Raw genomic sequence first — 26,515 nt, forward strand, 5'->3', positions numbered from 1 at the left:
CGCCGCACTACCGGATACCGCAGACGGAACCGACAGGGAGACAGGAATGGATGGGTTTAGCGGAAAGGTGGCCGCGGTCACCGGCGCAGGATCGGGCATCGGGCGCGCCTTGGCGATCGAACTGGCCCGCTCGGGCGCCAAGGTGGCCATCAGCGATATCGACGCCGAAGGTTTGGCCGAAACCGAACTCCAGGTAAGGGCACTCGGCGCTGAGGTTCATTCCGATCGGCTCAATGTCGTTGAGCGCGAGTCCTTCCTGCACTACGCCGATGCCCTTAAGGATCACTTCGGCACGGTCAACCAGATCTACAACAACGCCGGCATCGCCTACTCGGGTGACGTTGGGGCGAGCCCATTCAAGGACATTGAGCGAATCTTCGATGTCAACCTCTGGGGTGTCGTCAACGGCACCAAGGCCTTCCTGCCGCACCTGATCGCCTCCGGCGACGGCCACGTCATCAATGTCTCCAGCCTGTTCGGCCTGATGTCCATGCCCGGCCAAAGTGCCTACAACGCAGCGAAGTTCGCCGTACGCGGCTTTACCGAGTCACTACGTCAGGAAATGATCATCGGCAAGAAACCGATCGCCGTCACCTGCGTGCACCCTGGCGGCGTGAAGACTGCAATCGCCCGCAACGCCACCGCCGCGGAGGGAATCGATGTACAGGCGGCGGCCGCCATGTTTGAAAAGTACCTGGCGAACACCAGCCCAAAGGCTGCCGCGCGCATCATCCTCACCGCCGTGCGCAAGAAGAAGTCACGCGTACTCGTCGGACCCGACGCCAAGGCTCTCGATGTGCTCGTCCGAGTCATGGGGGCTCGCTACCAGGACCTTTTTTCGGTGTTCACTGCCCTCTCGGTGCCCAAGTCACACTAGTTAGGCCACAACAGTTTCCGCCGACCGAACCGCCCGTTTTTATGGAGTGGGAAGATACTGCAGTACCGAGAACGGGGTACTCATAGATTCCCGGGAGTGGCGACGGTAGGGATAGAGACCCAATCGCATCAAACGCTTTTGGGCAAGACGTCGACGTTGGGCTGCAACTGCACGATTGGATCTACCGGTTCGGGCAGCAATCTCATGATCAGCTAGCGTGCCCGATGTTATGAGTGCAATCTCGGCTGCCGACCAATGCCTGCCACTCACACGTCCCAGTGGATTCATAACCATAATCCACAACCCTCTCCATTGTAATAGTCACTGCAACAGTGCATTTTGTATTTCATGACAGGTGGCGAGGTGAAGCCCTCGAACCGCTCAGGGAGCGCCGGACCCTCAGAGGAGTCGGCAGGCTATGGACGCGAACGTCGGAAGCCGCAAGTCCCCAACGGCGGTGAGGCGATTGCCGAGATGATTTGTCACAAACGCTATCGACAAACCTGACTCAGGAAATGCCATGCCGCCTGAGCCGCCAGTGCCGTAATGCCCAAACCCGCTGGAGGTCCGCCCGCTGCGTAATAGTGCGCGGTGGTAGCCCAGCCAATGATGCGGCGAGACGCCGAGAACGTAGTCATAGCGGCTGTTGGCGCGCATCTGCGCAATGTGACCAACGGTTCCCGGCGTCAGGTATTCAACGCCGCCGACTTCACCGCCGTTGGCAAGTGCCCCGTACATCTTGGCGAGTGCGCGGGCGGTGAATACCCCGTTCCAGCCTGGTTGCATGGCGTCGTGGACCGATGGGTGATTCTGCGCCCCGACCAGCCCAGCGGGGATGCTCTCTATCAGTGCGTTGCGGCGCCGGTACTGTCCCGTCGCCATCGCGAAGTTCTCATAGTCGAACCCGGCAACGCGGATCGCTGGGAACAGGGGTGCGATCCTGGCGCGCTGCTCATGCGGGACTCGAAACCAGAAATCGGCCTCATCGAGAGGCTCGCTGAGTTCGGCTCGCACAATTTCAGGGAAGGGCATGTTGGCGACTCGTTGCGCCAGCTCTGCGACCAAAGTCCCGAACGACACCGTGTGGTACCCCTGCCCGCGCAGTCGGCGCGGGTCTGGAGGACTCGCTGCGAGCGCCGCGGCCACGGTGCTGTGATCAAGAAATCCATTCCCCGCCACTAGCCCGCGTTGGCGGTGCAGCCCGGCGCGGTGATTCAGCAGCTCCCGGACGGTGATCGACTCTTTCCCCGCGGCACCAAACTCCGGCCAATACCGTGCCACCGGCTGGTCGTAGTCGATCAGTCCTCGGTTAACCAGGCGGTGGACGACCGTGGCTGCAACTCCCTTGCCCGTCGAGTAAGACATCGCCATCGTGTCGCGGCGCCAGGGGTTGCCGGGCTCGATGTCACCTGCCCAGATATCCAACACGGGCTGGCCGTGCAGAAAGGCCGCCAGAGCACCGCCACCTGCACGACGGGACCTGAACACCCGAAAGAACTTGATAGCCAACGGCATAAACCGTCGGTCGATCATCATCGAGGATTCGGTGTCACGGTCGATGGTCTTGCACTCAGAACGCGCGGCAGTCATGGCAATGGCTCCCCTTATTTTCTCTCCGGTTAGACATAGTGCACGCTGGGGAGCTATCTGGCAAGAGTCTTGCCAGATAGCTCCGCTCGCCCGCCGTGCTGGCCATACAGAAGTGCTCGGCTGCGGCGTTCTACTAGCATCGAAACGTGGCGGCGGAGCGGAACTACGGTGGAATGAGTGCCGATCAGCGGCGCGCACATCGGCGGCAGCGCCTGTTGGTCGCCACCCGCGAGTTACTCGAATCGGGAGGACTCGCACACATCACCGTCACCGCGGTATGCCGCCAGGCTCAGCTGTCCGAGCGTTACTTCTATGAGAGCTTCCCCGACAGGGACAAGCTGCTCGGTGGTGTTTATGACGCGTTCGCAGACGAATACATCAGCGCAGTGCTTGCCAAAGTAGCCCTCGCCACCGACCTCACCAGCCGCGTGCGGGCCGCGCTGAGCGTGGCACCGGAACTGGACGCCGCACATCCGGGTTTGCGTCATGTTCTTGGCCGTGACGCCGATGACGGCGAAGCGGCACGCGCCCGTGCGCACGTCGGGCGCAAGATCCTCGATCTCTACCTCGCCAACCATTCAATTCTGTTCCAGGACAGTGCTGTAGATGCTATCGATGCCGAGTTGGCGCTGCGGATAATCGTTGCGGGTGGCTTGGATCTGACTTTCGCGTACTGCCAAGGCAGATTCGATGTTTCCGCAGACGAGCTGGCGACTCGAATGGCCAACCTGCTGGAGCCGCTCACTCGATCATTTAGTCCCGTTGGCCAGACTGAGTGATAGGTATCTGTCGCCCACCGTTCGGGGTTGGGACCGAACTCGTCTTCGTGGTTGGCTTCTTGTCGCCAACCCGGCTGATTCAGAACTGATTCAGACATGGCCGCCGGTGAGGGGCCACAGTGTTGCGATGAGTTCTGCCCTCTGGTGCAGTCTGTATCCCTATGGGCAGACTCATCTATGGCTTCAATGTGTCGGTCGACGGGTACATCGCTGACGCACAAGGCGGTATCGACTGGTCCGAACCGAGCGAAGAACTGCACGAGTAATGGAACGACTTCGAGCGGGAGACTGCCCTATCGTTTTACGGTCGGCGCCTGTACGAACTGATGTCGGCGTACTGGCCGACCGCCGACAAGGCTCGTGATGCCACCCCGTTGATTGTCGACTTCGCCCGCATCTGGCGGGACATGCCCAAGGTCGTGTTCTCACGCACGCTGGAGTCCGTTGATTGGAACTCTCGCCTGGAGCGCGGTGACCCGGTCGAGGTGGTGACGAAGCTGAAAGCTTCAACCGACGGCACGCTGGAGGTGGCCGGCGCTGCGCTGGCAACACCGATCGTACGGGCGGGACTGGTGGACGAATACCGCATCGTGGTCGCGCCCACCGCCGTGGGCGGCGGCACGCCGTTCTTCCCCGCCCTGCCATCATGGATTTCCCTGCGACTGTTGGAGAACCGCACCTTCCCAGGTGGTGCGGTTCTGCTGCGCTACGAGGCACAACGCGACTGATCGGACAACCGTGTCCGTCGGCCAAGGTGCCTCGACGCCCGCTCCCCTGCCGCTGCACGGTTCGGGGTGTGAACCGGCAGTTAGGCCCCCAGTTGTCGCGCAAAGAATCTCGCAGCGTCCTCTGCGGCGAAGCGCGGGACACCGGTGTGCCCGCCCATGTTGGCTTGCAGCGTCTTCTCCGTGGACCCGAGGGCGTCAAACAGGTCCAGGGCCGCTTGCCGGTCGTTATTTTCGTCGTCCCACTGCAGCAGCACGTGCAGAGGGATGGTTACCCGTCGTGCCTCGTCGAACGTTGCGGCGGGAATGAAGCTACCGGCGAACAACCCGGCCGCCACGACGCGCGGCTCAACTAGCGCCAGACGGATTCCGATGGCAAGGAGACCTCCCGAATACCCGACCAGGCCGCCAATTTCGGGCAGTGCAAGAACATCGTCCAGAACGGCCTGCCATTCAGGGACCGCCGCCTCCGTCAACGGGAGGACGAGCCGGTCGATGATCTCCCCTGTGACCGGCTCGCCAGCCGCTATCGCCCGACGCAGATCGGCTCGGGCCCGTTCGATCGCTGCCAATCGCGGCCGGTCACCACTACCAGGAAGCTCGATCGTCACCGCGGCGAAGCCGTACTCCGCAGCAGCTCGAGCGCGCCCAGCCAGCCGCGGGTACATCGTGGAGATTCCGCCCGGGTGACCGATCAGAATCAGCGGTACGGACGCCGATGTTGTTGCAGAACCCGGGGTCCAAAGGATTCCGGGGATGTCGCCGAAGGCGACGTCGCATTCGAGGACGCCGTCATCGATAAGTCTTTTGGAAATAAGTTGCATGGTCGTGCCTTTCGGAAATGCCTGATGCGGCGCTCCCAGACGACCTATCGCCCAACCGTGACCTCAGAGAGGAGCACCCACGTCGATTCGTTCACGGGTACCACCTCCTTGTTGCGTAGCACGGGACTTCGACAGGCTAGCAGCGGTCTGGCATGGCCGACGGGAATGCGACGGAATCGAAATGCGTAGGTGCACCGGTAGACCACGCCCGACACACGGATGAATCAGGCGTGGTCCTCCACGGGTCGATGACCCGCGGCATCGTCGAGCTGATAGCCGATGAGCCGCGAGCTGTTGGTCACCACCGCCACCGATGAAGCGTTGTGCAGAATGGCCGCCAGCACCGGGGACAGCGCGCCGCCGGCCCCGACCACCAGCCCGATGGCGTTGACCGCGATCGACATCGCATAATTCTGCCGGATCACCGTGACGGCCCGTCCGCCGAGTCCGCGGATATCGAGGAGCTTACGTAGGTCGTCGCTGGCCAGCGCGACATCAGCGGTCTCCACCGCGACGTCGGTTCCGTTGAGGCCCATGGCTATTCCGATATCGGCGGCCGCCAATGCGGGGGCGTCGTTGACACCGTCGCCCACCATTGCCACCACATATCCCTCATCGCGCAGCCGACTAACCGCCTGGAGTTTGTCCTCCGGCAGAACCTCGGCTTGCCATTCGGTAATGCCCAGTTCCTCGGCCACCGCCCGCGCGGTCTCGGCGTGATCACCGGTCAGCATCACCACTCGATGCACTCCGGACGAGCGCAGCGCGTCGAGCACTGCGGCTGCCTCCGGACGGATTTCATCGCGCAAGCTGATGAGCCCGACGAGGGCGCCGTCGACGGCGAGTAGCAAGGGGGTCTCGGCGCGGCGGCGCAATCGAGCCACCCACTCGTCAGCCTCACCGGTGACGTGCACCTGTTCCTTGAGCAGCAATGCGGGGCTGCCCAGTAGCAGCGTGCGCCCGTCGGCACGAGTGCGCATCCCCAGACCGACCAGCACTTCGCACTCCTCGTGCGGAGGGATGGTGATGTGACGTTCTTCTGTCGATCGGATCACCGCTTCGCCCAGTGGATGCCGGGCATGAATCTCCGAGCTGGCGGCATAGGCAAGAACCTGCTCTGGTTCCCAATCAGTATCAAATGCAACGACATTCGTAACCACGGGCCGCCCGACGGTCAAGGTGCCGGTCTTGTCGAACACAACTGCGTCGACCCGACCCGCCAACTCCAGATGCGAGCCTCCCTTGACCAGGATTCCCCTGCGCGCCCCGTTTCCGATGGCAGCACTGATCGCGGTGGGGGTTGCCAGACCGACGGCGCACGGGCACGCCACCAGCAGCATCGTCATCGCGCGCCGTACATCCCCGGTCAACGCCAGGGTGACAGCAGACAGTAGGAATGAGGCAGGTACGAAGCGCCGGGAGAAGTTCTCGCCGATGGTTTGTATTGGCGCCCGGTCTTGTTGGGCCTCCTCCACGCGCGTGATGATCCGGCCGATTATGGTCTGACTTCCGACAGCGGAGGCGCGCACGACAATACGGCCGCGCATCACCACAGAACCGGCGTGCACCATGGCGCCAGTGGCGACGCTGACAGGCAGGGTTTCGCCGGTGATCGCCGACTGATCGACGATGGCGTCACCTTCCACAATCTCACCGTCGACGGCAATTGCCACCTGCTCGTGTGCGATGACTTCGTCACCCACAGTGAGGGAGTCGGTGGACACCTGAACCTCGGAGCCATCGGCGAGGCGGACCCAGGCCGTATCCTGTCCGCCTGACAGAAGGTCCGTGATGGCACGCCGGGTGCGACGCAGGGTGAGGTCCTGCAGGTACTCCCCTATGTTCAACAGCCACAGCACGGTGAGTGCTACGACGTTCTCGCGCAGGACCAGGCTGGCTACGGTCGCTGCCGAGACCAGGAGGTCGGTGCCGGCCGATCGCCCGCCGCGCAGTGAGGCGAGCGCCCCCTTGAGGAACGGGTACCCGGTGAAAATCGTCACCGCAGTGGCCGCCACCCTGCTCGCCGGGCCCAGCAGTGGTGGCCGCCCCAACGGATAGCGGCGGATGCCCAGGAACACCAGGGCCAGACCGCCGGCGGCCATTCGGATCACATCCGCGTTGCGCACGTCTGCCGAGTGAGGCAGGCGCGAAAGCGTTTGCGGCAGAGACGCTTCAAGGGTGTTCTTGAGCGCTGCGAGCATGTCGTCGACCGTGGTGCGCTTCGCCGAATACCAGATGACCACCGAGGCTGTTCGGGGGTACGCGTGTACGGCGCGAACGCCCGATACCTTCGCAAGTGCGTCCTCGATCGCCACTGCCCGACGTACGTCGCCGCGCAGCTGCGCGGCGGTAACCCGGAGCCGACCGGCCGCATTCGACTCGATGGTGACCATGTGTGGCTCAGTGTTCGTGGTCGTGCTCGGCATCCACCGCCGTGGGTGGCGGCGCCTCCTCACCTAGACGTTCACGGGCCTCGGCGACAACGTCTCCGACGGCGAGTCGCGCGCGTTCGGCGCCTTCTTCAGCTTTACGTACACCGCGCAAGGACCACTCGGCAACGGTGACGCTGACGTCGCGTACAGGGACCTTCGCGACAGCCTTGCGCACGACCTCATAGGCCGCGACTCCAACAGCGCCGGTAGCCACCGTCGAGGCGGCCTTGATCAATAACCCATGCCATGCCATATGCCAGTCACCTTTCCGCCCTTGGCGTCCCATCTGCGCAGACTTCACATCAAGTTACGCCCATCGTGGTCCGGGTAGGCGGTTGTTCAATAATGAAAACGATTATCGTTACCGCTAATGTATAGCAGACTGGCCTCCGTGTCGCCGGGCAAACCCTATCGCCGACGACCTCAAACTCAGGAAACGCGAATGTCCGACAGTCCCCGATCAGCCCGTCGAGCCATCGGACTGCTTATGCAGCTGCAACATTGCACCGAGGCGGAGGCGCTCGCCACGCTGGCCGCGTTGTCGACATCGCCCTCGCAGATGTCGGCGCACACGGCGGCAGCTACGCCCGTCGTGTGCGACCACCGTGTACGACGGAAACCGTCACTGCTGCAAGCGGAGTGGCGCCTCCGCGCCCGCTGCCGTGGGTTGCCCATCGACATCTTTTTCCCGCCCTCCGCCGGTCCACCCGCAACCCGGCGCAGTCGTGAAGACGCCGCCAAAGAGCTGTGCAGATCGTGCCCTGTCTTGGCCCAATGCCGTGGTTACGCACTGGAGTCCGGCGAGCCGCACGGTATCTGGGGAGCCACCACGCCCGAGGAGCGGACGGTCAGAAAATCACGGTAGCGAGACACTTCACCATGGGGTCCGCCGTCACCGATGAACACCGTATCGCTGCGGGAGCGTTGGTGATTCGCCTATTTATCAGTCCCAGTGCATGTTTCATCCGCGTGGTCGGACGCGTCAATTGTTCTGCACAGATATCCAGTTGACTCGCCTCGCCGGTGTCGTAAGGATGTCGCGATGCCCATGAACAACAGTGACGTCGTCCTGCGGGCGGCGCGCAGACCTGACGACTACCCCCAGCTGGTCGAGATCTGGCGCAGCGCGGTACGTGCGACGCACGATTTTCTGGACGAGTCCGACTTCCGGCGCATCGAAGGCAATTTGGCCTCCGCGTACTTCCCCGCGGTCACGCTCACCGTGGCCGAGCGCGACGGACGCCCTGTCGGCTTCGCGGGCACCGCGGACGGGAACCTGGAGATGCTGTTCGTTTCGGACGACGTCCGCGGCAGCGGAATCGGAAGCGCGCTACTCGCCGAAACGATTGCGAAGGACGGCGTCATCAAGGTCGACGTGAACGAGCAGAACTCGGGAGCGCACGGTTTCTACCTGAATCGTGGGTTCACACAAGTCGGTCGCAGTGAACTCGACGGTGACGGCAGGCCCTATCCGATCCTTCATCTCGCTCTGTCGGCCTGAGGCATGCCGCGGAAAGCGACTGCTCTAGCCGGTCGTTTGCGGCCGGCTGAGTCCCATCATGGTTGTCGCGACCAGTAGCGGACGAAGATCATCCGAATCGTCGGGGGCTATCAATTGTGCCGCGGCACCCAATTGAGCCGCCATGACAGCACGGGTGAAAGTCGTTGCATCGGTGGTTAATTCGCGCCCGGCACGGTCGACTACGTCCAGCAGGTACGGCTCTAGAGTCTGCCGAAGCCGGTCCCGCTGCAAGGTCAGCTGCTCGGCCAGATGTGGGTTGTGTTGTGCGCGTGCAGTTAACGACGATTGCAAGGCGAGGCGGCCCCGGTCGACCCCGATCGTCGAGATAAACGCGTTCACGAACGTCAACAGGTCGCCAGTGTCGCCGACAACGCTCCGCGCGTGGGCAAGGGCGGCCGCCACGGCTTCGATGAGATCGGCATTTTGACGTTCATGAACGGCGACAAGATGATCATCCATCGACGCAAAACTGGAGTAGAACGCGCCTCGCGTGTACCCGATGGAGTCGCACACGTCTTTGACGGCGAACTTGGTTCTTCCGCTGCTATCGATGAGCCGGCGGGTGGCGTCGATCAGCTCAATTCGTGTTCGGTTGCGATCTCGCAGTGTGGTGGCACTCACTCAACTCTCCCGGTTCGACAGGTTTCGCGACTCGCCCACGTCGCTATAGTATCGGCATTGAGCTTCGATACATAGTGTATCGACACTGGTAAGACGTGTGGACGCTTGGTATGGAATGTTGCGCGAGGAATGGAGGCTGTGGACGTGAGAGATAGCGAAGGATCTGCGTCCATCATCACCGCCGATCAGATCGGTCAGGAGGTGTCGCTGCTGAACCGCCTCAAGAGTCGGGTCACGGGCACTGTCGAGCACGCGGAACTGATCCAGCACATCGAGGAGCAACTCATCGACGCGGGACTCGATGTGCATAGTGACGTGCTGCCCTTCACCCGCTGGGCACCTGAGGGCGACACGGACCCAACCCTTGAGTTCGCCGGGCATCCTGTTCCGATTGCCTCTGTCGTTCCGTACTCGGGAATTACTGGCCCTGATGGCGTATCTGGGCAGTTGGTCCGGCTACGCGGACCAATACCGGCCTGGGGCAAGGCGCGAGGAAAGATCGCCGTTCTCGAGGTCAACAACTTCAGGTTGCCTTTTGCCGCGGTCATCGATAGGTGGGGAAATGATGCGCCATGGCCAGTGATACGCAATCCGCTGATCGCCGCGACGCTCGCTGGTCTAGGTCTGTCACGTGCGAGGAAGGCGGGGGTCAAGGCGGTTGTCTTCTTGTGGCGCAACATAAGTGATGCTCACGCGCGTGGCCAGTACCTCCCGTTCACAATGGACTATCAGGGCATCCCTGCCGTCTTCGTCAGCGGCGAAGGCGCCGCTCCCGCACGTGCGAGCACGACCAGCCACGAGTACGCGACGCTGGTGCTGAACTATCGGCTCACCCCTGATTCGTCCGCCCGGACCATCTGGACGACGGTCGAAGGAACCACCAGGCCGGATGAGACCGTCTTTGTCGTGACTCATACCGACGGCGTCAATGCCGTTGAGGAGAACGGCCATATCGCAATGGTCGCCATGGCCCGCGCCGCCGCACTGGATCCCCCTGATCGCACGACTGTCTTCGTCTTCACCAGTGGCCATATGCGAATCCCTGCGGTCACCTCCGAGGGGCAGGCAACCCAGCGCTTCCTGGCCGACCATCCAGAATTGTGGGCCGGCGGCGCCGGCCAACGGCGAGCGGTTGCAGGCCTCGCTATTGAGCACCTTGGTGCTCGGGAATTCATCGACGACCCCGACGCCAACGAATTCCGGCCGACCGGCCGGGTGGAACCTGAGCTTCTCTATGCGACCACGCCAGAACTCGCGCACCTTGCACGCGCAGAGTGGCGGGCCGAAGACGGAGCGACAGCCCGCGTTTCCAGGCCGACTGCCCTTGTTCATTTCGGCGAGGGCGAGCCTCTCCTGCACGCCGGCATACCAGCAATTTCCCTCGTCACCGCCCCGCTGTACCTGCTCGCCGAACTGCCGGGCGATGAAACGGAACTGATTGATACGGCTGCGCTGCAACGACAAGTGAACAACTTTGAGCGCCTCTACCGCCGGATCAGTTCAGTACACACCGTTGACTTCGGCAACACCGCGAAGCCGACCAAAACCGCGCAGCTCCGCAGTATCGGCTTGCTCTTGTGGTCACTCGCGGTGACGAAACTGGCCGGCGTGCGACGCGCCTTCCCCGCCTTGGGTCGCGGGCCGCGTCAATGCTCCACCGAGGAACCGCGGTGATGTCGCTCGTCCACAGTGGATGAAGTCGGGTACATCATTGCGGCTCCAGCCCTATCTATTGGATTAAGCGCTGCGACAGCAGCGAACCGGACCAGTGCGCATGCATCTGCGGCGTCTGCGACCTCCGCGACGGCGCGCACGGACTGCTTCACAGTCAGATCCCACGGCATGCTCAACCGCTCGAAATCGCGATCCCCTGGCAGGGACACCTCGCCCCGAATAGCCGTTCGTAAGACACCGAGATCGATTGCCGCCGAATCTGTCTCGACAACCTGGCGATCTTGTTGACTGATCGCCGGCTGGCCCTGGCTGCTACTGGCGCTGCTGACGACATCGACTCGCGCCCGTCCTGATATCTGCTACGAGTGCTCACCCTTATGTCGCACTCAAAATGATTGGACCCCTTTAACACGGTAGCGCTCTCACGGCTTCTGATTGACTGGCTATCACGCGAAAAGAACATGTTGCATGTGAGCAATATTTAGTGACCCACCCGTGCGCTGACACCGCCCTGGCCCGGTAGGTGTGCAGGGACCGGCTCGTTCGACGGCGACTAATTGCATTGGGCGAGGTATCGGCTTCGCTATCCGGACAATGGCTTTCGTAATAAGGATTGAGTAGTTGTTCCCACGAACGAGAATGGATGGCGTGTGGTCAGCGGCCAGGCCGTGTGACTGCACGGAAAGATGGCGCAGACGAAGGGAATGGTTATTATGATCGAACCGTACACAGCAGTTGGACTGTCCCCCACGATGTGGGATATTCGCGAGCGCGCTGACATCTTGAGAAACATCGAACATATCGAGCATGTTTCACACAACGCAATCGGCCTGGCGAGCCTGGACATACCTGTGCGACTTCTCGCCATCCCGGAGGGTGCACTACAAGGATTTGGTGACGAGGGCCAAGACGCCGATCACAAAGAATATGCCCATAACTGTGCCATCACCATACCGGGGCCCGAAACCGACCGCTTGGGCGAGCTCGCAAAGGCTCACAATGTGTACATCATGGCTCAGGCGAAGGCGCGCCATGAAGACTGGGATGACCTCTTTTTCAATGTCGGCTTTGTTATCTCCCCCACCGGGGAAATCGTGCTGAAACATCACAAGGTGAGTGCGCTTCTCCCTTCAGAGCGATCTGTCTCTCCCCATGATCTTTACGATTGGTGGGTCGATAAGTATGGCCGCAACTTAGCGGCGTTCTGGCCTGTTGCCGATACCGAGATCGGTCGACTCGGTGTGATGATGGCGATGGAGGGAAACTACCCCGAAAATGGTCGCGGCCTGGCGATGAATGGTGTCGAGGTCGTCTACAGAGCTTCCATGCCGACTCCGTTCACCGGTAACGATGTTTTCGAGATTTCGAACCGGGCGCGTGCGCTAGAGAATAATTTCTATGTGGTGGCGCCCAACATCGGACTGAGCTTCCCCTCTCCCGACAGCACCGCCGGGTTTGACAATGGTGGCGGACGTTCCATGATCGTCGACTATCGTGGGACCATTGTCGGTAAGCAGTTTGATAGCAGCAGTTCCACATTCGTTTCTGGCGTCATCGATATTGAAGCTCTCCGGTATCAGCGGGCACATGCCCAAACAACGAATTGGCTGAAGGATATCCGGACAGAGATCGCCCAGCTGATCTATGAGCGCCCCATTTATCCCAAGAATCGCTACCTTGACGCTATTCCGGGCAATCACGCGGAGTATCGAAAGGTTATCGCGCAACAAATACAGCTCATGCAGGATCGCGGCGTCTGGAAGAAGCCCTCGAGCGAACTCTCGTAGCGAGATGTCCTGCGTCCCATAGTGTCTCGAATGTTTCGGAGACGACAATATGATCTGCAAGCAATTTCGCTATGCCTCGGCGAAGCGATTTGGTAGTCCATGTCTTGCCGGGCACTTGGACGAGGTGCCTGAGCCTGGCCTGCTCGAGTCCTATCAACCCGCCGAGACATTCATGGATACGGTCCTGGGCAAACCGCCGGGGAGGTTGAGCCAGGGAGAAGACTGCTTACAACTGCGAGTGTGTGCCAATGGCCCGTCCGCACGTAGGCCCGTGATGGTCTATGTGCACGGGGGCGGCTTCTTCACCGGGTCTGGGCTTTGGCCCTGGTATTCGCAGCACCGTTTGGTGCTCGAGCATGACGTCGTGGCGGTTAACATCAACTATCGCCTCGGCGCGCTCGGCCTTGCCGTGATTCCCGGTGTATGCCAAGGGAATATCGCCTTGCTCGATCAGATCGCCGCGTTGCAGTGGGTTCAGCGATACATCGGGATGTTCGGTGGTGATCCTGAAAATGTCACCGTGTACGGACAGTCTGCCGGCGCAATGTCCATCCTGAACCTGCTGCGATCATCGGCCGCGGCGGGTCTGTTCCGCAGAGCCATCCTTCAGAGTCCACTTCCCGAGTACGCAGCGACGGACCTCGCCACCAATCAGTATCGCACCGGCCTAGTTTGGGGGCGCTCGGTGGCACCCGATGAACTGCCGGCCGTCGCCTCCTTTCCGGCAGAGCAGTTGGCTGAGGGCTATGGCCGGGCAATGGCAGAAGCCACACTTGGTGGTGGCGAGACGTTGTTGGCTCCTGTTATCGGGCAGACGCCGTTGGAGGGTCCGGCAGACTGGCATGTAGAGGGTGTTGACGTGTTGGCCGGTTGGACGCATCACGAGATGGGTTTCTGGGGTGTCGATCGACAACGTGTGGTTGCCGAGACCTCCAAGCACTTCGCCGAGCCGATCACGCAACGACTGAATGAGTTCGCAAAACGTGGCGCGAATGTGGCTGGGTACCGCATCGACTGGGAGCCGAAGGGAAGTGCGTTCGGCGCGTGTCACTGTGTGGAGCTGCCACTTCTGCTCGGCACAGAGCAGGATTGGGAGGGGGCACCCATTCTGGGCACCGAGACTGGGTATCAGCATGCACTCGGCCTGAACATGCGCCGGCAATGGGCGCAATTCGCGACAACGGGACACATCGATCCCGCATTGGACACGCCTGGCGGTATCCGGTACGGCATTGGACCGGCTGGGATAGCCAACTTGTGTCTGGGCCAAAACATGGCCGGCACGCGTGAGCGAACGTAGGCCGATAGCGCTGTCGAGCAGACGGATTCGATACCCGCCACGCCTGAATCAGAGGACACGTCGACGTGCGACAACGATAGGTATTCGGGTACGGCTCGGCGGTGCCTGCGCTAGCGCGTGGGAATTCGCTTTTCAGATAGAGCTTTTCAGATAGTGGATTCCGAAGGCGAAGGTTTTTCACGAGGATGGTGAAGACAGGCCGGAGAAAAACGGTGGCCTGGTTTATCGGTTGACCCCGTTGGCCGACGATCTTATCGATGGAGGATTCTGTGACCGACTACGCGTACAGCAAGCTCAATAGGCAATTCATTGGCGGCGCATGGGTTGAGGGAAGCGGCGCTTCTCTTCTGGTAGACCAGAATCCGTTCGATGGCTCTGAGCTCACGCGGTTCACTGGGGCGAGTATGGCTGACGTCGATTCCGCCTATTTTGCCGCAGCCACCACGCAGCCGCTCTGGGAATCGATGACGCCTTATCAGCGGAGGTCCGTCTTCGAGAACGCGGTACGCGAGATCGAGGAAAACCGAGCGGAATTCGCTCGGATTATCCGCGAAGAAGTCGGCGGCACAGCGGTCAAGGCTGCGATCGAACTTGACCTCACCGTCGATGCGCTGAAAGCGGCGGCGGCACTGCCGTTACAGGTTGAAGGCCGCATTATCGCGTCGCCCCTGCCCGATGTAGAGAACCTTCTGTATCGGAAGCCGGTGGGCGTGGTCGCTGTCATCAGTCCCTTCAACCTTCCGCTGTTCCTTTCGATCAAGTCGGTTGCCCCGGCCCTGGCGGTGGGCAACTCAGTAGTTCTCAAGCCACACGAGCAGACACCCGTCGTAGGCGGAACCCTCATCGCGAAGATGTTCGAAAGGGCTGGTCTACCGCCCGGAGTCCTCAATGTCGTCGTCGCGGACATCAAGGACCTCGGAGACGGATTCATCGAGCATCCGATTCCGCGGGTCATCTCGTTCACGGGGTCTACCGGCGTCGGCCGTCACATCGCGAGTTCCGCGGCCAGAACATTCAAACGCGCGGTTCTCGAACTGGGTGGCAACAGTGCGCTGGTGGTTTTGGATGACGCTGATCTCGAGCTTGCGGTGGACGCGGCGGTGTTCAGTAGATTCACCCATCAAGGGCAAGTCTGCATGTCCGCGAACAGAGTCGTGGTTGCGCGAGAGCTACACGACGAGTTCGTCGAGCGCTATGTAGGAAAAGTGGCGTATCTCCCTGTCGGTGACCCCGCCGACCCCGACACCATTATCGGGCCGTTGATCAGCGAGAAGCACGCAGCGGACCTCGACCGCATTGTTCAAGCGGCCCTCGACCAGGGTTCGGGAAAGCCGGCGCTTTTGGGAAGCCTGACGGGGACGTTGATGACCCCAACCGTGCTGACCGATGTCAGCACGTCGGCTCCGATCGCGAAGCAGGAACTCTTTGGGCCGGTGGCGCTCATCTTCGCCGCGGACGACGACGACCATGCCGTTACGATCGTGAACGACAGCCCCTACGGGCTCAGTGGCGCAGTGCATTCCCGCGACATCGAGAGGGCTGTTGCTCTCGCGCACAGGTTCGATACCGGCATGGTCCATATCAATGACGCGACCGTGCACGACGAAGCCATAGTGCCCTTTGGCGGGGAGAAGCTGTCGGGAATGGGTCGCCTGAACGGGGACTATCGGATCGAGGAATTCACTACGACGAAGTGGATCTCCGTGAACCGCGGTCGACGGCACTTCCCGTACTGAGCGGATGAATCCGGCTGTGGCCGACGACGGATTTCTCTATCCACATGGGCAGCAACTTGATCTGAGTATCCAATTGTATTGGTGTGCAAAGTATCACATGCGTCGTGCCGGCAATCGTGGGCTCCCTTCGTCGCGCCTGCCATAGGGCCGATCGGATAGATAAGCCAGCGAATGGATTTGGGGATTGTCATTAGTGGTGATGAGCCGACGAGAGTACAGATGACCGGATGGTTGCGCCTCCGCCGGCACGGCGTGTGGGCTTGTTGGGCCATGGCGGCTGCGCTGGTGATCACCGCACCACCGGTAGCCGCGCCGTCTGTCACAGGCCTGTCGGCAGGGTCTTGTCCAGCAAGCATGGTCTACGACAGCGTCATGGATCTGTGCGTACCGCGTGGAATGTCCTACGACGGCAACTTTGTTCCGCCGCCTACGTGCGGAGGCAATGGGCCCGCGATATGCCGGGGGCCGAAGCCCCACCCGCCGGCGCCCGGCGGCATTCCGGTGCAGGCTCCTGGCGGACACTATCGCCCTGGCGCGCGGTACTAACCGTCGTTCGTTTGCTACGGACGTGACGAAACACCGAGAGGAAGCGATGATGCGAGTGCCAACGAGAAGACTGCGGTTGTGGATATGCACTTTGTCTATCGGTGTATTGCTTGTCGGCATCCCCATGTCTGCCGGGACGGCCGCGTTCGCGTACGCGGAGCCGGATCCTGAACCGGTGATTAACTGCGACGCCTCGGGATACCAGCGAGTCGCTGCCGGTGTCGCGTTGGCAACCGCTGACTATATGGATGACCACCCTGACGTGCGGGACGCATACACCGATATGAAGTCAGACAACGTGGTACCGAGCGACCAAGCCGCCCATTATCTTCAGGCGCACCCCGATGTGGCGGCCTCGATGGCCCGCCTACGGCAACCCCTCAAGGATCTCATGCTCCGCTGCGGGTAGGGTGTGCCCAGCAGCTAAGACCACCACCGGTTGGCGGCCGTGGCCCGTGTTCCTGGGCATCCGGCGCGCTCCACGACCATACGAACGGTAATCGGCTTCAATCCTGCCGCTTGCGGCTAACGAGTCGTCAATTTCTGTATCCCGGCACAGCTCATTGGCGCTCTCCCGGCAGGGGCGTCTAGGCGTGTCAACTGAATGTTGTTGAGGGCCTGCTCATTACGGGCGGGCCTTGAAGAGGCTGTTTGCAGGGAGTGGTGAAGTGGATTTGTCGCCAGACGAGATTGATGCGTGCGTAGGTGTCGCGTTTCCGGAGTCGACGAGCTCCGGCCGACTCAAGTATGCGAATCCGGCGATCTGCCAATCTACTGGTCCGACTACGGAGGATGGACCAGCGACGGCCCGCGACACTACGCGGGTTCAGCAGTGAGGGTAACCGCGGCACTTGGCGAGTTGCAGCCGCATGATCTCCTGCGGCTATATGACCCCATGTTGTTGAGCCGTTCGGCTCCCAAATGGGTACAGGTATCGCCAACCAGATCGGTATGGGTGGTTGTGCGCCGTGCGGCGGCCCCCGACGGCCGCATATCGGTGGGAGTGCGCGGGATGCAGCGCAATCAACGTTGGACCACAACCGTTTCCGTACCTGACGTTGCCCAGATAGTGACTCCTGAGCAGCTGGTGTATCGAATCGGGCAACTGCGAAGTGAAATGCCGGCCGCGCAGGCTCTGGTGGCGTTGCGGGGACAGCTACAAAGACTGCCCTGCGGTGGGGGCCGACCGGCAGCGCCGGATTTGAACTAACCACCGGCCTGACAACTATTCACGCAGACAGTGATCTGGGTGTCGTTCTGCGGTTCCGCAAACCAACCCAACGAAAACTTCTAGGTCAATTGCAGGCAATAGTAAGTAGTCTGCCTACGCGAGTGGACACGCAGTTGAGCTTCACCTTTGGAACCGTCTCGCTGGAGGAGCTGATTTCTGGTCGACTCACAGTGCTTGTCGAAAGCAGAGGCGGCCAATACGGATGCCATCCGATGCATGCTGGCGACAGGGGTGACAGGTGCTCCCCCGCGCAGCATTTTTCCTTTCCCGAACCTGATCACTCCCCTTAACGAGCATCACATCGAAGAGGCCGTTGTGTCCCCTACCAAGCAATGGTGGCGAATGTTGACGCCGCTCGTTGCTCGACGGAGAATGTTTGTTTGCGACAACGATCAAGGGCGATCGATGCGAGGCCCCTCCGGACGCGTCTTTGACCAGGAAGTAGGTGAAGGATGCAGCCCGAGAGCAACATTGTCACGCCGCATAGGCCGCGCCTCGTTTCTGGTAGCAGCACCCCGCTCCTGACGTCCCATCAGAAACTCGTCACCTCCGATGTCGAGGAGGCAACCACGGTCATAGGCCGGGCGCTCACACCCTTCTCCATGAGGGTGGACGGGCCCCAGCTAGCTGCTCGACTCAACTCACTGCAACTAGACCAAATTGGCCTCTACTACCTCGACTACGGGAGCACCGTACAGATACTGCCGCAGGAGACGGATGATTTCTATCTCGTTCAATTTCCGCTAGCAGGAACGTCCACCGTGAAATCTGGTCCAGAGTCGGTCCGCAATGATGCGGGCACAGGGTCGGTCTTATCGCCTAGTCGCGGTTTTTTCATGCATTGGCATTCCGGAACCCCACATGTCATATTGCGTATTGATCGCGCGGCATTAGAAACGCATCTCACCACTCTGCTAGGGCACCGCCCGGATAGTCCGCTGCGCTTCGATCTGCGTATGGATCTACGTGCGCCTTCCATCGTCGCCTTCAGGTCGGTGCTGGATATGCTGCTCCACGAGGTCGAATCGCACAGCGCAGTAATGGCATTCGATCAAATGCGGTCGTTGCTGTTGAGTAGGCTGTTGTTGGCGCAGCCCAACAGCAGTAGCGAAGCGCTCCACTCAGTTATATCGAGAGTTCCTTCGCGGCTCGTCCGGACCGCCGTAGAAATTATCGAAAATCGGGCCGGTGAGACGATTTCCGTTGAACAGGTTGCCGCCGACTGCGGGGTTGGCTTGCGCACGCTACAGCTCTCGTTTCGAGAGCATCTCGGGGTCACCCCTTCCCAGTATCTGCGTCAGGTGCGGCTCCGCAAAGCCGCGGAGGAGCTCGCCCGCAGCGATTCTGAAGAGACGAGCGTGGCGGATGTTGCCATGCGATGGGGATTTATTCACCAGGGACGGTTTGCGGCATACTACAAAGCCGAATTCGGCGAAGCGCCCTCCGCCACACTGCGTTCCAGCCGACGAGGACATCCACTCTTGAACGTACGCCAGCAGTGAGTGCGCGCGACCGTAACGCGTTGGTGGCGGCCAATTTTTTCATGGCTGATGTGCAGGCGGGTATCGGTCCATTTCTTGGGGTCTTACTGGCGGGGCGTGGCTGGGCGACAGGTGCCATCGGTGCAGTCACAGCGCTGGGCAATGCCGTGGGGCTGGCGTCGACCACACCGGCGGGTGCCCTCATCGACGCAACAGGCCGCAAAAGGTTCTGGGTTGTTGTGGCGGCGATATGCACTGTCGCGGCGTCGACCCTCGTACTGGTTTCCGAAGGATTCTGGGTGGTGGCCGCTGCGCAGGCCGCGGCGGCTGTTGCCGCGGCTGTTCTTGGTCCCGCGGTCATCGGGATCACCCTGGGAGTGGTGCGCCAGTCGGGGTTCGTGGGGCAAAACGGTCGCAATCAGGCCTACAACCACGCCGGAAACATGGTGGGCGCAGCGCTTTCCGGAGTTCTTGGTTGGTACTTCGGATTCGCCGCGGTCTTCGGACTGGCGGCACTGTTCGCAATAGCCGCGATCATCGCCATCCTGTCGATACCTGCTGGCCACATCGATGACCGGGCGGCGCGCGGAGCCACCGATGAAAATCAGGGCGCTGCAAGCGGTTTACAGATTCTGGCGCGCTCTCCGGTGTTGCGTGCTGTGGCGGCCGCGGTCCTGCTGTTTCACCTGGGGAATGCGGCAATGCTGCCCCTGTACGGTCTGGCCGTCGTTGCCCACCGGGCCGACCCGTTCCTTACCGTTGCCGCGACGGTGGTTGTCGCGCAGGCGGTCATGGTGATCGCCTCGCTGGCCGCGACGCGGATGGCTCGCACACGCGGTTACTGGACGGTGTTTGCCATCGCCTTCGTCGCCCTACCCGTACGTGGACTCGTCGCCGCCAGCGTTGTCACTACCTGGGGAATAGTGCCCGTGCAGATCCTGGACGGCATCGGGGCAGGGATGCTTTCCGTAGCGGTTCCTGGGCTGGTGGCACAGCTGCTGGAAGGGAGCGGACACATCAACATCGGACAGGGAGCGTTGATGGCTGCTCAAGGCGTCGGAGCGTGTCTGAGTCCCCTGCTCGGCGGCTACATCGCCCAGGAATTCGGGTTCCGGGTTGCGTTCGCATTCCTCGGTGCGCTTTCCGCGGGCTCGCTTCTTATCTGGCGGAAGTACGCCGCAGCCATACACGCCGCGGCGCCCAGCAGCTCAGAACGTTAGTGCTCCTCGGTGACCAACGATGCGGCACATCTTCGGCGTAAATCGCCGTTGTTACAGCCCAGAGGGCACAGCCTTGCTATTGACCGTCACCTCGACCTGGTCGGTCTTCGCGTCGTATGCGATCTTGCCGTGCTCGAAGGTCGACACAATGAGGTCGCCGACGGCGTTCTCGTCACTGGTGGGCAGGCCGAGCGGCCCCGCCGAGCCGTTCTCGCCGGTGATCGACGGTGTGCCGTCCGGGGCGCGTTGGATATTCCAGGCATCCCGGATCTTGCCCACAACGATGTATGCGGGTGTGCCTGCCTGGTTATCCTTGGCGATGATCGCGCCGCCCTGGAACTGCTGGAACACCGCGCCACTCTCCCGAGTGCCGGCGTTGCGGTCACCCGTCAGCGCCTTGCCGAGAGCCTGCTTCTGATCCTCGGTCGCCGACAAATACTTGGCAGCGATCGGGCCAGTCAGTGTTACCTCGACGTCCCTGTCCCCGATCAGTTTGACCTCGGCGGGCTGCGCCGGCGCTGCAGACGAGGTGGTGGCGATCAACCCGACCTGAGGCGACGACATGTCGACGCTCTTGCCATTGCTGCAGCCGACGCTGATCATTGCGACGGCGGCCAGACCGACGACTGCCTTGTAGCGGTATGCGATCGTCCTCATGGACTTCCTCTCGCGTCTTCCTGCGGTAGTGGTCAGGTTGCGGCTGAACCCCTCGCCCGGCCGGACTATACCCAACCAGGTGCACCCATAAAGCGATCGGGACGAGTGAGCGCCCATAGCCAGACAAAGAGTCCAGTTATCCGCTCCGCTCCTCACCACTTGGTTCGGGACGACATCGCAATCAAGCTGTTAGCGTGACAGCCGTGAACCTCTCGCGTGTGTCCCCTTCTGTCACGCTCGCGGCCTGTGCCGCCTCATTCATCGTGGCGCTCGCAGCGTGCGGATCTGGTACGGAAGCCAAATCGGAACCTGCTGACCCAACCACCACAGCCAGCGGGTGCCCCACGGCCGCACCGCAGGCCGGTGGCACCCCCGAGTGGACGCTGGCAGGAAGCACCGGCAATGTCGCGGTGATCGGGTCCACGGATGCTGCGGCGCCGTCCGTCAACGTGACCGCTCCGTTCAGTGTGACAGAGACTCAGGTGCACACACTGCAGACTGGATCCGGACAAACCGTCGGAGACTTGGCCACGGTTTCGGTCTGTTACATGGGTGTGAATGGACGCGACGGGTCGGTGTTCGACAGCAGTTACACGCGGGGCACGCCGGCTCAGTTCCCGCTTGGTGGAGTCGTCCCGGGTTTCAAGAAGGCCATCGCGGGACAACGCGTTGGTTCCACCGTCGCTGTCGCGATGACCTCGGCCGACGGTTATCCGGCCGGTCAGCCCAGCGCGGGCATTCGCGCGGGAGACTCGCTCGTCTTCGCGATCAAGATCCTCAACGCCACCAACTGATCAGCCAAAGTGCGCAATCGCCCTTAACTGCAGGCATATTGGCGGTTGAGCACACAATTTAGCGGTGGCGTGTAGGAACCGCTCAGTACGCCTCGCAGGCCGCCGGTGGCCGAACCACCCGGCGGAATGATGCGATTCCAGTTCGCCGGGGTGAGCACATAGTGTGTGCCCGATTGGGTGATGGTGCTACTCCATGTGTGCCGGATGGACTCTCCCACCGGCAAGTCGAATTCAAGCGCCCAATCAGACAGTGGCACCGTGCTCAAGTTGGTGATGGTGAAACTGGCGATGAAACCGGTCTGCCACGTCGATGTCACCGACAATGTCGCTGTCGGCGCGGCCGCGTGTGCGACGGGCGCGCTGGAGACCCCGAGCAGAGCAAGCGTGAACGCGGACACGATTGCGTGAATCATTGCGCGCCAGCTCTTCACATACTTGCCAGCTCCCGCCATAACAGCCAACACTAGAGCCAGTGAGGCGATACCGGTCCGCGCCTCGCGGTTACGCTGCAGTACCTTTGCCCAACTGAGACCGTCATGAAATCTAGTGCGGCTCCACCGACCGATGATGTCGGTGGCCGACATCGTCCCGCCCCGTTACGGATACATCAGTTGGATAAGCTCGCCGTAGCGCGCCTCGATTGATTTACGTTTGAGCTTGTGTGTTGGTGTCAGGTATTCACCGCCGGGCTCCCATGTTTCGGACAACACGGTGAACCTCTTGATTTGTTCGACACGCGACAGCTTCGCGTTTGCCGCGGCAACGCCGGCTTCGACTGCTTGTCCGATAGCAGCGTCCGAGGTGTACCTCCCCTTCGCATCAGGATCAAGACAGATCAGTGCGGTGTTGTATGGGCGCGCGTCACCGATGACCGCGACAACCCCGACAAGGGCGCAGTTGGCTGCAACCGTGTTTTCGATGTTCGTGGGAGACATATTTTTATCGGCCGCGTTGATGATCAGTTCCTTCTTCCGATCGATGATGGACAGGAAGCCGTCCGCATCGATGCGGCCAATATCGCCGGTATGCAGCCAGCCACTGGAATCAATTGTTTCACTGGTCTTTTCGCAATCCTTGCGGTAGCCGCGCATTACCATCGGACCGCGCACCAAGACCTCGCCGTCGGCCGCCAGTGCGATCTCTGCGCCGGGCACCGGGCGTCCTACAGTACCGATCTTGATGCGGCTCGGCAGATTGACAGTCACCGCGGCAGTGCATTCCGACATTCCCCAGCCCTCACACAGCGGGACACCAAGCCCGAGAATGAACTCGTGCACCTCGGGCGGGATGGGTGCGGCGCCGGTGACCGCGAGGCGTATCTGGTCCATGCCGAGTTGTGCGCGCACCTTCGACAACACCATCCGATCCGCGAGTTCGTATCGGAAAGCGCCCAAGACGTGAAGACGTCCGCCGGCCGATTCGATGCGAGCCTTGGCTTGCCCGGTCGCGAATGCCCACTGTGCAAGGCGCCGCTTCATGGGATTGGGTTCGTCGGCAATCCGCTGTTCGAGTGCCGCCTTGAGCTTCACCCAGATGCGTGGCACGCCGAGGAACGCGGTTGGCCGCACGACGGTCAACGCGGCAAGCACCTGTTTGACGTCGGGCACGGTCGTCACGGTGACGCCGTGCAAGAGGTTTGTGTAGTGCGCGAACCAGCGGTTAGCCGCGTGGGCGTCCGGCAGGTAGGAAATCACGCGATCCGCCGCACCGATTCCGCCGAAATCATCGGTAATACGTGCATTCTCGATGAAGTTGGTATGTGTGAGTTCCACCCCCTTCGGTGGACCCGTGGTACCGGACGTGTAAACGATCGTCAGCAGGTCATCGGGCCGCACAGCCTGCCAGGAGGCGTCGAAATCGAAGTCGCTGGCAGAGGATGACTCAAGCGCACTCAGACTGATGACGCCGTCGGCCTCCCCGTCGACACAGATCACATGTTCGACCTTGCTGTCTTGTGTTACTGCGGCGAGCACCGTTGACAGAAAAAACTTCTCGCAGATCACCACGCGGTTTCCGGCGTTGTCGAACTGGTACGCGAGCACTGCTGCGGGATTGGTGTTGTACACGGAGAAGGGCGTCGCGCCGGTATGCAGGACCGCCGTGTCGCAGAGATGGAATTCGGGCCGGTTTGTCAGCATCAAGGCGACGGTGTCTCCCGGCGCGACGCCGATAGCGGCCAGGCCGGACGCTATTGCGCGGACCCGCTGCGCATATTGTCGCCAGGTAAGGGCGGTCGCACCGTCCGCGCTGCGGATCGCGACCACGTCAGGTTGGCGTGCGGCAACGGACTGGAACGATTCGACCAATGTTCGCGGCGTCATATATCTGCCTTCACCTTTCACCGCGGGCGCGGTCCTCATACGCCTTGCGCTGCGCCGTGTCGACGTTGTCAGTGAAGACATGATCTCCGCCAAAGAGCGTGGTGAATCCTTCCGCAATGACGCGCGGCATGAATTTCTGCGATGAAATGAGTGCGCCAGCCAACCGAGTGACTCGCACCTTGGGCCGCGGGTTGATAATGAGATCGACTATGGCGTCGGCGATATCGCTAGGCTCGGCGTTCTTGAGGCCCTTGATACCCGTTGTGCCCGAGGTCAGTTCGGTATTCACGAACGATGGCAGCACCGTCGAGAAGTGCACTCCCGTCTTCCGGTTTTCTACGCGCACCGCGTCTGTGAAGCCTACGACCGCATGCTTGCTCGCGCAGTAGGTGGCAAGCCCGGCAGTGTATGTCTCACCAGCCAGCGACGCGACGTTGATGACATGACCCGATGTGCGCGGAACCATGCGCTGCGCAGCAAGTTTGGTCCCGATGATGACCCCGTAGACGTTGATGTCCAGGATGCGCCGAGTCACCGCATCTGGCTCGTCGGTCAGCAGCCCGACAGGCATGATGCCCGCGTTGTTGATCAACACATCCAGTGGACCGAGCTCGTGTTCCACGTCGTCCAGGAATGTTGTAAATGACGAGAAATCGGTGACATCCAGCTGGCGTGGAAACACGTCGATATCGGCACCGGACTGCTTGGCCGCGACCTCGTCGACATCGCCGATGGCCACCTTGGCGCCCAGCGCGCGCAAGGTCGAAGCCGTCGCGAATCCGATACCGCGGGCGCCACCAGTGATTGCTATTACCCTGCCGCGCAAAACATTTGAATTGTTCTTCATCGAACTTTCTCCTTTGATAAGCCGATTCGACGCAGGCCCTGTGCACCAATAGCACGCATGGCACCGAAAGCGAGTCGGATCCGGGTCTTGGAATAGGGAAACCACATGGGTTCGTTGATCACCGGTGGCAGACGTGGCTCCGTAATAGCGGTCTGTCGGCAGTACTTACGCACGCCGGCCGCCCCGCCCCAGCGTGACCCGACACCGGATTGCTTCCAGCCGCCCATCGGCAAGGCGAAACTGAACAAATTCGCAATGGTGTCGTTGATGTTGACCGCGCCGGCATCGAGCTTCCTGGCGACCCGACGCCCGCGCGCCTGGTCGCGAGTCCACACCGATGCCGACAAACCGTAGCGTGAGTCGTTCGCAAGCCGGATCGCCTCGTCCTCGTCGGCAACCTTAATTACCGGAATCGTCGGGCCGAACGTCTCCTCTTGAATGCAGGACATCGATTGGTTCACGTCGATGAGCACCGTCGGCTCGAAGAATGTGCCGCGGCCAGTGGGCTTTCCGCCAATAGTCGCGCGTGCGCCGGCCGCAATCGCCTCATCGACGTGTCGCTGGACGATATCGCGCTGAGTCATGTTCGCCATCGGCCCGGTGTCGAAGCGGAAACCTCTGCCATCCTGGCCCTGACGCAGTTCGCGGACACGCTGCGTGAGTTTCGAGACGAACTCGTCGTAGACGGGCGCCTCGACATACACGCGCTCGACCGACACACAGACCTGGCCGGCATTGAACAACGCACCCCAGGCAATACCGTGTGCAGCGCGGTCGACGTCTGCATCCGCCAGTACCAGGGCGGGATCCTTCCCCCCGAGCTCCAGACTGTACGGCTTCAGCTGCTCGACACATCGCCGCGCGATACTTCGACCGGTGCTCGTCGAGCCGGTGAACTGCACGTAGTCGACCGTATCGACCACTGCCCCACCGGTATTGGCGCGCCCTGTCGCGACCGCGAACACCTTCGGTGCGCCGATCTCATCCCACCCCCGTGCGAGCTCAAGTGCGCTAAGTGGGGTTACCTCGGACGGCTTCAGCAGTACGGCGGCACCCGCCATGAGTGCGGGCGGAACATCAAGTCCAGCCATAGCGAGGGGAAAGTTCCATGGGGCGATGACGCCGACTAGCGGATAGGGCCGGTACGTGGTTGTGAGCGTCTTCGTCCAGCCGAGTGGGCTGTGCGGTCTTGGCCGCTCGTCGGCCAGGAACTTGCCCGCACTGCGGGCGAAGTAGTTGATCAAGTCGACCCATGCGGGGACCTCGAATTCTGCCTCGGCGCGCGGCTTGCCGGTCTCGGACTGCAAGACATCGGCGATATGCGCCGAATGGTCGAGCAGCCACGACTGAAACGTGAAGAGCCAGCGGGCGCGACCCTGGTGTCCCAGGGCTTCCCACTCCCCCTGCCCCTGCCGCAAGGCGAGCGCCTTTTCGGCGACCGACTCTGCGGACTCGTCGATGACCTTGCCGACCAATCGACCGTCGGCCGGGTTGTGTACATCGATGGTGGGCCGCTGATCCAGAGCCCGGTTTGTGCTTGCCTCCATGGCG

Annotated in this window: 23 protein-coding genes and 3 pseudogenes; 15 read left to right on the plus strand and 11 right to left on the minus strand. The window is 61.5% G+C overall.

What is annotated here, in order from left to right; all coding sequences use genetic code 11:
- Nucleotides 1-46: 46 nt before the first annotated feature.
- On the plus strand, nucleotides 47-877 hold the full coding sequence (locus tag BKG76_RS22110) for an SDR family NAD(P)-dependent oxidoreductase (RefSeq protein WP_070939820.1): 831 nt from the start codon (nucleotides 47-49) through the stop codon (nucleotides 875-877).
- 399 nt (nucleotides 878-1,276) lie between these two features.
- On the opposite strand, the gene BKG76_RS22115 is transcribed toward BKG76_RS22110, so the two are convergent.
- A complete protein-coding gene (locus tag BKG76_RS22115) occupies nucleotides 1,277-2,467 on the minus strand; it encodes a serine hydrolase domain-containing protein (RefSeq protein ID WP_070939821.1) in 1,191 nt (396 codons plus the stop codon).
- 146 nt (nucleotides 2,468-2,613) lie between these two features.
- On the opposite strand from BKG76_RS22115, the gene BKG76_RS22120 reads away from it, so the two are divergent.
- Together BKG76_RS22120 and BKG76_RS22125 are read left to right on the plus strand one after the other, a co-directional pair.
- Nucleotides 2,614-3,246, plus strand: a complete 633-nt coding sequence (locus tag BKG76_RS22120; RefSeq protein ID WP_070939822.1) for a TetR/AcrR family transcriptional regulator — start codon at nucleotides 2,614-2,616, stop codon at nucleotides 3,244-3,246.
- Between the two features lie 161 nt (nucleotides 3,247-3,407).
- Nucleotides 3,408-3,974 (plus strand): annotated as a pseudogene (locus BKG76_RS22125) (dihydrofolate reductase family protein).
- Between the two features lie 80 nt (nucleotides 3,975-4,054).
- Here BKG76_RS22125 and BKG76_RS22130 read toward each other — a convergent pair.
- The 3 genes from BKG76_RS22130 to BKG76_RS22140 form a co-directional block, all read right to left on the minus strand.
- Nucleotides 4,055-4,795 carry an alpha/beta hydrolase gene (locus BKG76_RS22130; protein WP_070939823.1) on the minus strand — a complete coding sequence of 247 codons (741 nt, stop codon included), beginning with the start codon at nucleotides 4,793-4,795 and terminating at the stop codon, nucleotides 4,055-4,057.
- Nucleotides 4,796-5,019: 224 nt separating this feature from the next.
- Nucleotides 5,020-7,188, minus strand: coding sequence for a heavy metal translocating P-type ATPase (locus BKG76_RS22135; RefSeq protein ID WP_083338171.1), 2,169 nt, complete (start codon nucleotides 7,186-7,188; stop codon nucleotides 5,020-5,022).
- A 7-nt stretch (nucleotides 7,189-7,195) separates the two neighbouring features.
- On the minus strand, nucleotides 7,196-7,480 hold the full coding sequence (locus tag BKG76_RS22140; protein WP_070939825.1) for a DUF1490 family protein: 285 nt from the start codon (nucleotides 7,478-7,480) through the stop codon (nucleotides 7,196-7,198).
- A gap of 306 nt (nucleotides 7,481-7,786) precedes the next feature.
- Here BKG76_RS22140 and BKG76_RS24630 point away from each other — a divergent pair, with 306 nt between their 5' ends.
- Together BKG76_RS24630 and BKG76_RS22145 are read left to right on the plus strand one after the other, a co-directional pair.
- Complete coding sequence (locus BKG76_RS24630) at nucleotides 7,787-8,092, plus strand: WhiB family transcriptional regulator (RefSeq protein ID WP_083338204.1); 306 nt, start codon at nucleotides 7,787-7,789, stop codon at nucleotides 8,090-8,092.
- Between the two features lie 177 nt (nucleotides 8,093-8,269).
- Nucleotides 8,270-8,728 (plus strand): GNAT family N-acetyltransferase, encoded by a 459-nt coding sequence (locus tag BKG76_RS22145; protein ID WP_407937666.1) that lies wholly within the window; start codon nucleotides 8,270-8,272, stop codon nucleotides 8,726-8,728.
- A 24-nt stretch (nucleotides 8,729-8,752) separates the two neighbouring features.
- On the opposite strand, the gene BKG76_RS22150 is transcribed toward BKG76_RS22145, so the two are convergent.
- Both BKG76_RS22150 and BKG76_RS25375 read right to left on the minus strand, forming a co-directional pair.
- Nucleotides 8,753-9,208: a TetR family transcriptional regulator C-terminal domain-containing protein gene (locus BKG76_RS22150; protein WP_070940065.1), complete on the minus strand. Its 456-nt coding sequence runs from the start codon at nucleotides 9,206-9,208 to the stop codon at nucleotides 8,753-8,755.
- Nucleotides 9,209-9,259: 51 nt separating this feature from the next.
- Nucleotides 9,260-9,370: pseudogene (locus tag BKG76_RS25375) on the minus strand (TetR/AcrR family transcriptional regulator); the annotation flags it as partial.
- 144 nt (nucleotides 9,371-9,514) lie between these two features.
- Between BKG76_RS25375 and BKG76_RS22155 the strand changes: the two are divergent.
- The 9 genes and pseudogenes from BKG76_RS22155 (at nucleotide 9,515) to BKG76_RS22185 (ending at nucleotide 20,345) form a co-directional block, all read left to right on the plus strand.
- Complete coding sequence (locus BKG76_RS22155) at nucleotides 9,515-11,044, plus strand: hypothetical protein (RefSeq protein ID WP_236737620.1); 1,530 nt, start codon at nucleotides 9,515-9,517, stop codon at nucleotides 11,042-11,044.
- A 686-nt stretch (nucleotides 11,045-11,730) separates the two neighbouring features.
- On the plus strand, nucleotides 11,731-12,831 hold the full coding sequence (locus tag BKG76_RS22160; protein WP_207543800.1) for a nitrilase-related carbon-nitrogen hydrolase: 1,101 nt from the start codon (nucleotides 11,731-11,733) through the stop codon (nucleotides 12,829-12,831).
- 172 nt (nucleotides 12,832-13,003) lie between these two features.
- Nucleotides 13,004-14,131, plus strand: a complete 1,128-nt coding sequence (locus BKG76_RS22165; protein ID WP_236737635.1) for a carboxylesterase family protein — start codon at nucleotides 13,004-13,006, stop codon at nucleotides 14,129-14,131.
- Nucleotides 14,132-14,388: 257 nt separating this feature from the next.
- Nucleotides 14,389-15,867, plus strand: a complete 1,479-nt coding sequence (locus BKG76_RS22170; protein ID WP_070939829.1) for an aldehyde dehydrogenase family protein — start codon at nucleotides 14,389-14,391, stop codon at nucleotides 15,865-15,867.
- A gap of 637 nt (nucleotides 15,868-16,504) precedes the next feature.
- Complete coding sequence (locus BKG76_RS24635; RefSeq protein ID WP_207543801.1) at nucleotides 16,505-16,822, plus strand: hemophore-related protein; 318 nt, start codon at nucleotides 16,505-16,507, stop codon at nucleotides 16,820-16,822.
- A 423-nt stretch (nucleotides 16,823-17,245) separates the two neighbouring features.
- Nucleotides 17,246-17,623, plus strand: a complete 378-nt coding sequence (locus tag BKG76_RS25570; RefSeq protein ID WP_131815837.1) for a phosphoribosyl-dephospho-CoA transferase MdcG domain-containing protein — start codon at nucleotides 17,246-17,248, stop codon at nucleotides 17,621-17,623.
- Nucleotides 17,578-17,934, plus strand: a pseudogene (locus BKG76_RS25575) (phosphoribosyl-dephospho-CoA transferase MdcG domain-containing protein); the annotation flags it as partial. The gene BKG76_RS25570 and the pseudogene BKG76_RS25575, both read left to right, overlap by 46 nt.
- Before the next feature lie 162 nt (nucleotides 17,935-18,096).
- A complete protein-coding gene (locus BKG76_RS25035; protein WP_070939831.1) occupies nucleotides 18,097-19,146 on the plus strand; it encodes an AraC family transcriptional regulator in 1,050 nt (349 codons plus the stop codon).
- The gene (locus tag BKG76_RS22185; protein ID WP_070939832.1) at nucleotides 19,143-20,345 is read left to right on the plus strand and encodes an MFS transporter; all 1,203 of its coding nucleotides are present in this window, start codon (nucleotides 19,143-19,145) and stop codon (nucleotides 20,343-20,345) included. Before BKG76_RS25035 ends, BKG76_RS22185 begins: the two co-directional genes overlap by 4 nt.
- A 51-nt stretch (nucleotides 20,346-20,396) precedes the next feature.
- On the opposite strand, the gene BKG76_RS22190 is transcribed toward BKG76_RS22185, so the two are convergent.
- Nucleotides 20,397-21,002 (minus strand): LGFP repeat-containing protein, encoded by a 606-nt coding sequence (locus BKG76_RS22190; RefSeq protein ID WP_070939833.1) that lies wholly within the window; start codon nucleotides 21,000-21,002, stop codon nucleotides 20,397-20,399.
- A 263-nt stretch (nucleotides 21,003-21,265) separates the two neighbouring features.
- Here BKG76_RS22190 and BKG76_RS22195 point away from each other — a divergent pair, with 263 nt between their 5' ends.
- Nucleotides 21,266-21,796, plus strand: a complete 531-nt coding sequence (locus tag BKG76_RS22195; protein WP_070940066.1) for an FKBP-type peptidyl-prolyl cis-trans isomerase — start codon at nucleotides 21,266-21,268, stop codon at nucleotides 21,794-21,796.
- A 23-nt stretch (nucleotides 21,797-21,819) separates the two neighbouring features.
- Here BKG76_RS22195 and BKG76_RS22200 read toward each other — a convergent pair whose 3' ends face one another.
- The 4 genes from BKG76_RS22200 to BKG76_RS22215 form a co-directional block, all read right to left on the minus strand.
- The gene (locus BKG76_RS22200) at nucleotides 21,820-22,248 is read right to left on the minus strand and encodes a cellulose-binding domain-containing protein (RefSeq protein WP_070940067.1); all 429 of its coding nucleotides are present in this window, start codon (nucleotides 22,246-22,248) and stop codon (nucleotides 21,820-21,822) included.
- A gap of 144 nt (nucleotides 22,249-22,392) precedes the next feature.
- Nucleotides 22,393-24,117 (minus strand): AMP-dependent synthetase/ligase, encoded by a 1,725-nt coding sequence (locus BKG76_RS22205; protein ID WP_070940068.1) that lies wholly within the window; start codon nucleotides 24,115-24,117, stop codon nucleotides 22,393-22,395.
- A 10-nt stretch (nucleotides 24,118-24,127) separates the two neighbouring features.
- Nucleotides 24,128-24,964 carry an SDR family oxidoreductase gene (locus BKG76_RS22210; protein ID WP_070939834.1) on the minus strand — a complete coding sequence of 279 codons (837 nt, stop codon included), beginning with the start codon at nucleotides 24,962-24,964 and terminating at the stop codon, nucleotides 24,128-24,130.
- A complete protein-coding gene (locus BKG76_RS22215; RefSeq protein WP_070940069.1) occupies nucleotides 24,961-26,511 on the minus strand; it encodes an aldehyde dehydrogenase family protein in 1,551 nt (516 codons plus the stop codon). The genes BKG76_RS22210 and BKG76_RS22215 overlap by 4 nt, the downstream gene beginning before the upstream one ends.
- Nucleotides 26,512-26,515 lie beyond the last annotated feature (4 nt).

This window comes from Mycobacteroides franklinii (assembly GCF_001853795.1).
In the GTDB taxonomy this organism is placed as follows: domain Bacteria; phylum Actinomycetota; class Actinomycetes; order Mycobacteriales; family Mycobacteriaceae; genus Mycobacterium; species Mycobacterium franklinii.

Excerpts from the sequence above, each read along its gene's own strand:
- BKG76_RS22110 (WP_070939820.1), top strand. The coding sequence starts at position 47 with ATGGATGGGTTTAGCGGAAAGGTGGCCGCGGTCACCGGCGCAGGATCG.
- BKG76_RS22115 (WP_070939821.1), bottom strand. The coding sequence starts at position 2,467 with ATGACTGCCGCGCGTTCTGAGTGCAAGACCATCGACCGTGACACCGAA.
- BKG76_RS22130 (WP_070939823.1), bottom strand. The coding sequence starts at position 4,795 with ATGCAACTTATTTCCAAAAGACTTATCGATGACGGCGTCCTCGAATGC.
- BKG76_RS22135 (WP_083338171.1), bottom strand. The coding sequence starts at position 7,188 with ATGGTCACCATCGAGTCGAATGCGGCCGGTCGGCTCCGGGTTACCGCC.
- BKG76_RS22140 (WP_070939825.1), bottom strand. The coding sequence starts at position 7,480 with ATGGCATGGCATGGGTTATTGATCAAGGCCGCCTCGACGGTGGCTACC.
- BKG76_RS24630 (WP_083338204.1), top strand. The coding sequence starts at position 7,787 with ATGTCGGCGCACACGGCGGCAGCTACGCCCGTCGTGTGCGACCACCGT.
- BKG76_RS22145 (WP_407937666.1), top strand. The coding sequence starts at position 8,270 with ATGCCCATGAACAACAGTGACGTCGTCCTGCGGGCGGCGCGCAGACCT.
- BKG76_RS22150 (WP_070940065.1), bottom strand. The coding sequence starts at position 9,208 with ATGGATGATCATCTTGTCGCCGTTCATGAACGTCAAAATGCCGATCTC.
- BKG76_RS22160 (WP_207543800.1), top strand. The coding sequence starts at position 11,731 with ATGGCGCAGACGAAGGGAATGGTTATTATGATCGAACCGTACACAGCA.
- BKG76_RS22165 (WP_236737635.1), top strand. The coding sequence starts at position 13,004 with ATGGATACGGTCCTGGGCAAACCGCCGGGGAGGTTGAGCCAGGGAGAA.
- BKG76_RS22170 (WP_070939829.1), top strand. The coding sequence starts at position 14,389 with ATGGAGGATTCTGTGACCGACTACGCGTACAGCAAGCTCAATAGGCAA.
- BKG76_RS25035 (WP_070939831.1), top strand. The coding sequence starts at position 18,097 with ATGCAGCCCGAGAGCAACATTGTCACGCCGCATAGGCCGCGCCTCGTT.
- BKG76_RS22190 (WP_070939833.1), bottom strand. The coding sequence starts at position 21,002 with ATGAGGACGATCGCATACCGCTACAAGGCAGTCGTCGGTCTGGCCGCC.
- BKG76_RS22200 (WP_070940067.1), bottom strand. The coding sequence starts at position 22,248 with ATGGCGGGAGCTGGCAAGTATGTGAAGAGCTGGCGCGCAATGATTCAC.
- BKG76_RS22205 (WP_070940068.1), bottom strand. The coding sequence starts at position 24,117 with ATGACGCCGCGAACATTGGTCGAATCGTTCCAGTCCGTTGCCGCACGC.
- BKG76_RS22210 (WP_070939834.1), bottom strand. The coding sequence starts at position 24,964 with ATGAAGAACAATTCAAATGTTTTGCGCGGCAGGGTAATAGCAATCACT.
- BKG76_RS22215 (WP_070940069.1), bottom strand. The coding sequence starts at position 26,511 with ATGGAGGCAAGCACAAACCGGGCTCTGGATCAGCGGCCCACCATCGAT.